Here is a 5,276-nt window from a genome sequence, read left to right as displayed (position 1 = left end):
GCCTTCCGGGTCGGGTGCGCCGAGGCCGCCGGGGCCGAGCCCGCCGCCCGGCAGCCCGCCGCGCAGCGGCTGGGCGCCGCGGGCGACGTCGCCGGCGTTGCCGGGAACGTGCGGCTGGACGAGCGGGTTGCCCGTCGGGTTGTACGGCGACAACAGGTTGAGGTTCTGGTTGAACGGCGGGTTGCCCGGCCCGTTGTAGGGCGGGTTCCCCGGGCCGTTGAACGGCGGGTTGCCGGGGCCGTTGTACGGGGGGTTGCCCGGGTTCGGGTTGCCGATCGTCGGCGGCTTGCCCGGCGGGAACGAGTTGGACGGCGTCGTGTTCTGCGAGGGCCCGACCGTGCCACCGCCACCGACCGTGGGCACGACCGTGCCACCGCCGCCGCCTCCACCGCCACCACCGCCACCGCCACCGGCGCCACCGACGCTGCCGGTGGGGACCTGCGGGGCGTGCGCGGGCGGCGGTGAGGTGCTGACCTTGCCACCGTTCGACGGGGCGAAGCCGTTCGCGGTGGTCCCCTGCTGGCTGCCCGAGGCGGCCGTGTCCGCCTCGGCGCCACCGCTGGGCACGTAGGACAGGGTGCCGCCCTGGGGCGGCGGCGCGGAGACCACGACGTCGGGCGGTGCCACGAACGTGCCGAGCGTGTCCCGATTCCAGGTGCTGCTCGACTCGTAGGTCTGCATGGTCTGCACGGCGCGCTGCTCGGCCTCGTTCTGCGCGGCCTCCTGCGCCTCGTGGTCCGCGGCCTGTGCGGCGACGGCGACGGCCGGACCCGCGTTGCCGGTCAGTGCCGCGGCGCCGGCGGTGGCGACCGCCCAGGCCGAGGGAGCGGGCGTGGTCACCGGCACTGGTTCGGGCATCCTGGCCCGCGCGTCGGAGACGTAGTCGGCCTGCAGCTCGCTGGAGGTGCGCATGACGCTGCTCGCCGACTCGGCGTCGGCCGCCCACTCGGCGAGCGGGGTCAGGCCGGTACGCGCCCGGTCGGCGGCCTCGCCCTCCCAGGTGGCGCCGGTCTCGGAGAGGCGCTTGTTGAGGTCGGCGTCGATCTGGGTGAGCTCCGCGGTGAGGCTCTGCCAGTACGCCGTCTGCGGTTCGGAGGCGGCCGCACCAGGGCCGCTGTTGATCATCTTGTAGAGCTCAGGGTGCTCGAAGCCCCGCCATCGGTAACCCATGGAGATCAATCCCTCTAGTTGTACTTACCCCAGCGGGCGGTGTTGGTCCCCTCCGTCGCCAGATACTGCTGCTGGGAGAGCTCGAGCGACTCGATCGCGTTGGCCAACTGCTCCTGGTACCCCACCAGGCACTGGTACGCCGAATCGGCGCCGCCGCCGTTGGTGCGCTCGCCGAACGTGGTCGCGGTCTCACCGCTGACCGGATCGCCCGCCCACTCCTCGACGGGGAGGCCGGCCAGCTCCCGCACCTTCGCGTTGACCCGGTCGTGAGCGTCCCGGAACGCGGCCAGAGCCTGCGGTATGGCGGACGGCTCGATGCGCAACCGCTGCGTCCCGGTATAGGTCGGTCCGGCTGGGACGGCAGGGGCGGCACCCCCGCCACCGTCTGTAACGAACACGGCTCGTCTCCTCCGTTGGTGTAACGCGGACGACTGTATCTCCGATGCGCGCTGCCGGGGAGTGGTTCCCAGAAGCAACCGTTTCTACGCCTGAGACGTCCCACACTCCCGGTCCGGTTCCTTCCGGGTCGGTCCTACCCGGTCAGCGCATCAGGCCGACGGCCGCTGTCGCGATCTCGGCGACCGTGCCGCACAACTGTGGCTGCGGCTGGACGGGGCGGGTCCCGCTCTTCGGCGTGCCGTAGGAGACATACAGCATCTGGCCGTCGTGGACGTCCACCACGGCGATGCACGTGTCCGGGTTGCGCGGGGTGAGCACGGTCATCGGGTAGCCGGCGGCCACCCCGTCGGTCTTCGCCGTGACGTTGGCGGAGTCGACATAGGACGGCGCGTCCCGGTTGGTGACCGCGACGGCCAGCATCGAGGCGTTGGTGTCGATCCCGCTGGCCGAGCAGTCGAGCGAGCCGGGGAACAACAGGGACCGTCCGCCCAACGGCGGCCGGTCGTCGTCGAGCCCGAACTTCCGGCGGGGTAGCGCGGCGACCACCTGGCAGATGTCCACCTGGGAGAGGTTGATCGGGGCGGGCCGCTGGACCGACGGTCGCGTTGTGGACGGTGCGCCGGTCGAGGGGGCCGGGGACGAGGTGCTCACCTCGGATGTGACGGACGTCTCAGCCGCGACCGGAAAGCCAGGAGCGGGACTCGAGCACCCCACGAGCACGAGCAGACAGGCGCCGGCCAGCGCCCGCCGCAGCTTGTGGATCCCCATGCCCGCCCACCCTAGCCGCCGGGGCACGTTGCCGGGCAGCGCTCAGACCAGCCACCGCACGATCTCCTCCGGCGGGCCCGGCTTGGCGTAGAGCCAGCCCTGCGCGCTGTCGCAGCCGATGTCGCTCAGGCGCTCCGCCTGGTCGCGGGTCTCCACTCCCTCGGCGATGACACCGAGCCCGAGCGTGTGGGCCAGCGAGACGAGGGCACGCACGATCTGGGCGTCGACCGAGTCCGGCTCGTCGGCCCGCAGCCCCACCACGAAGGACCCCGCGATCTTCAGGGCGTGCACGGGCAGGTGTCGGAGGTAGGCGAGGTTCGAGTAGCCCGTGCCGAAGTCGTCGATCGCCACGCACACGCCGAGGTCGACGAGCTCGCGTAGCGCGTCGAGCGGTTCACCGGTCGTGCCCATGATCGCACTCTCGGTGAGTTCCAGCTGCAGGCTCGTCGGCGGCAGGCCCGCCTCGCGCAGGATCCGGGCGATGTCCTCGACCAGGCCCGGCTCCTCGACCTGGCGCGCGGCCAGGTTCACGCTGACCACCGGCGCGACCCCACCGAGCGCGGCCCACTCCGCGGCCTGGGCACACGCCTTGGCCAGGACGGACCGTCCGAGCTGGACGATCAGGCCGGTCTCCTCGGCGAGCCCGATGAACCGGTCCGGGCCGAGGCGGCCGAACTCCGGGTGGGCCCACCGCACCAGAGCCTCGACCCCGGTCAGCGTGCCCTCGGGTAGTCGCACGATGGGCTGGTACTCCACATAGAACTCGTCGCGCTCGAGCGCGGCCGGCATCGCCGCGGAGAGCGCGATCCTGGCGACCTCCCGAGCGTTGCGCTCCGCGTCGTAACAGGCCCAGCGGTTCTTCCCGTCGGCCTTCGCCCAGTGCAGGGTCACGTCCGCGTCGCGCATGGTGTCCGCCGGGGTGGACGTCGACACGGCGCGCTCGACGATGCCGACACTGGCCGAGACGGCGAGCCGGTGCCCGCCGACCCGGACCGGCTCCGCCACCGCCGCGAGCACCCGCTCGGCGAGCGCGACCAGCTCCGACACCCCGTCGGTCTGCTCGACGAGCAGGGCGAACTCGTCGCCGCCGACCCGGGCCAGCAGCCGGTTGGGCGCGGTGACCAGACCGTAGAGCCGGTCGGCGATCTCGATCAGCAGCTGGTCGCCGATCACGTGGCCGAGCGTGTCGTTGATGGCCTTGAAGCCGTCGAGGTCGACGTAGCACAGCCCGATCCGCTGGGCCGTCCGCCCGAACGCCGCCTCCAGTCGTTCGGTGAACAGTGCCCGGTTGCCCAACCGGGTCAGCGGGTCGTGGTTGGCCTGGTGGCGCAGGCGCTCGGACAGCACGTGCCGCTCGGTGTTGTCCTCGACCATGCCGACCAGCAGCTGCGGTTCGCCGCCCTCGTCGCGCACGAGCGAGACGGTGACGCTCGCCCACAACGCCGAGCCGTCCCGCCGGCGGAACCGCCGCTCGATCCGGTAGTGGTCGCGCCGGCCGGCCACCATCTCGTTGAAGTAGCGGCGCAGCTCCGGCGGGTCGTCCTCGTGCAGGAACTCGGCCACGTTGCGGCCGCGCACCCGGTCCGGTGCGAGGCCGAGCATGGCCGCGAAGGCGGCGTTGACCTCGACCAGGCGGCCGGAGGTGTCGGTGATGCCGATGCCGATCGCGGCTGCCGAGAACACGGCGTTGAACCGCGCCTCGCTCCGCCGGTCCGACTCGACCGCGTCGCCGCCCTGCTCATCCCCCTGGACGGCCCGGACGAACCCGCGGGCGAGCGCGGCCTGCACGTCGGCCAGCCGGGGCGACCCGGGCAGCGCGTCGGCGAGGAACCGGATCGTGGCGGCGAGCACGTCGGGCGTGCCGAGACCGGCGTCGACGAGCTCCGCGGCGCCCCGCTCGACGGGAATGATCGAAAACGGCTCCGCGGTCGCGGCGGTCAGCACGACGTCAAGGAATTCACCGGCACGCTCGCGGAATGCCGCCACCTCCGTCGGTGCGACTCCGCTTCCGAGCGCGTGGGCCCACGACACCGCGAGCACATCGCGGCGAGACCCTGTCGCGCCTGCCACGGGCACACCTTTCGGCTTCGAGTTCTCCGAGGATAAGCCCACCTTCACGGTCCGTCCATGTCCACATTCTGGCCGTTATCCCAGCAGGCAGGCGAGGGGTTGTCCAACTTGTTGTTACTAATTAACCGGGAAGGGTGACAAAACGGTAGAACGCGCCCACAATCGGTACCTTGGCAACTCCGGGCTCCCCGAAGCTGTCACCGCGAGGGCAATGGAAAGGCGATCACATGAACCGCATTCTCCGCGGCAAACGCCGCGGACCAATCGCCGCGGCGACCGCGATGATCGTGGTGGTAACCGCGATGACCACCGCCGTAGCACTCGCCAGCCCGGCGCTGGCCGACCAGGACGCCACCCCTGCCGGCGACCAGGCGGCCATCGACGCGCTGGTGGCGAAGTACGACCACCCCATGGGCTCGCAGATCCGCAAGCACGAGGGAACCGCCCAGATGCCGCGCAGCGTCGACCCCCGCGACCACGGCGTGCTGGCCTCGGTCGAGGGCATCGACGTCAGCGGCTGGCAGGGCAACGTCGACTGGCCGGCGCAGTGGAACGCGGGCAAGCGCTTCGTCTGGGCCAAGGCGACCGAGGGCACCGGGTACGAGAACCCGTACTTCGCCCAGCAGTACAACGGCTCCTACAACCAGGGCTTCATCCGGGGCGCGTACCACTTCGCGCTGCCCGACCGCTCGAGCGGCGCCGCGCAGGCGAACTACTTCTCCAACAACGGCGGTGGCTGGTCGGGTGACGGCAGGACGCTGCCCGGGGCGCTGGACATGGAGTACAACCCCTACGGCGCGACCTGCTACGGGCTGTCCAAGGCGGCCATGACCAACTGGATCAGGGACTTCAGCGACACCTACTTTTTT

At 71.6% G+C, this 5,276-nt stretch carries 5 protein-coding genes; 1 reads left to right on the top strand and 4 read right to left on the bottom strand.

Annotation, left to right across the window (positions count from 1 at the left end):
- The 4 genes from BU204_RS39800 to BU204_RS37425 form a co-directional block, all read right to left on the bottom strand.
- The coding region (locus BU204_RS39800) for a PPE domain-containing protein (protein ID WP_143229801.1) at positions 1-1,170 on the bottom strand (1,170 nt) is incomplete at its 3' end.
- A 14-nt stretch (positions 1,171-1,184) separates the two neighbouring features.
- On the bottom strand, positions 1,185-1,568 hold the full coding sequence (locus BU204_RS37435) for a hypothetical protein (protein WP_143229802.1): 384 nt from the start codon (positions 1,566-1,568) through the stop codon (positions 1,185-1,187).
- A 142-nt stretch (positions 1,569-1,710) separates the two neighbouring features.
- Positions 1,711-2,337, bottom strand: coding sequence for a DUF3558 domain-containing protein (locus BU204_RS37430; RefSeq protein WP_075128770.1), 627 nt, complete (start codon positions 2,335-2,337; stop codon positions 1,711-1,713).
- 42 nt (positions 2,338-2,379) lie between these two features.
- On the bottom strand, positions 2,380-4,407 hold the full coding sequence (locus BU204_RS37425; protein ID WP_233160691.1) for a putative bifunctional diguanylate cyclase/phosphodiesterase: 2,028 nt from the start codon (positions 4,405-4,407) through the stop codon (positions 2,380-2,382).
- 227 nt (positions 4,408-4,634) lie between these two features.
- Here BU204_RS37425 and BU204_RS37420 point away from each other — a divergent pair.
- Positions 4,635-5,276, top strand: a 642-nt coding sequence (locus BU204_RS37420; protein WP_408608084.1) for a GH25 family lysozyme, incomplete at its 3' end; no start/stop codon positions are given.

The organism is Actinophytocola xanthii (genome assembly GCF_001921205.1).
GTDB lineage: Bacteria > Actinomycetota > Actinomycetes > Mycobacteriales > Pseudonocardiaceae > Actinophytocola > Actinophytocola xanthii.
The sequence above is the reverse complement of the archived record's forward strand: the minus strand, read 5'-3'. Positions and strand labels throughout refer to the sequence as shown.

Bases quoted from the DNA above. Each gene is read 5' to 3' on its own strand.
- BU204_RS37430 (WP_075128770.1), bottom strand. From the start codon at position 2,337: ATGGGGATCCACAAGCTGCGGCGGGCGCTGGCCGGCGCCTGTCTGCTC.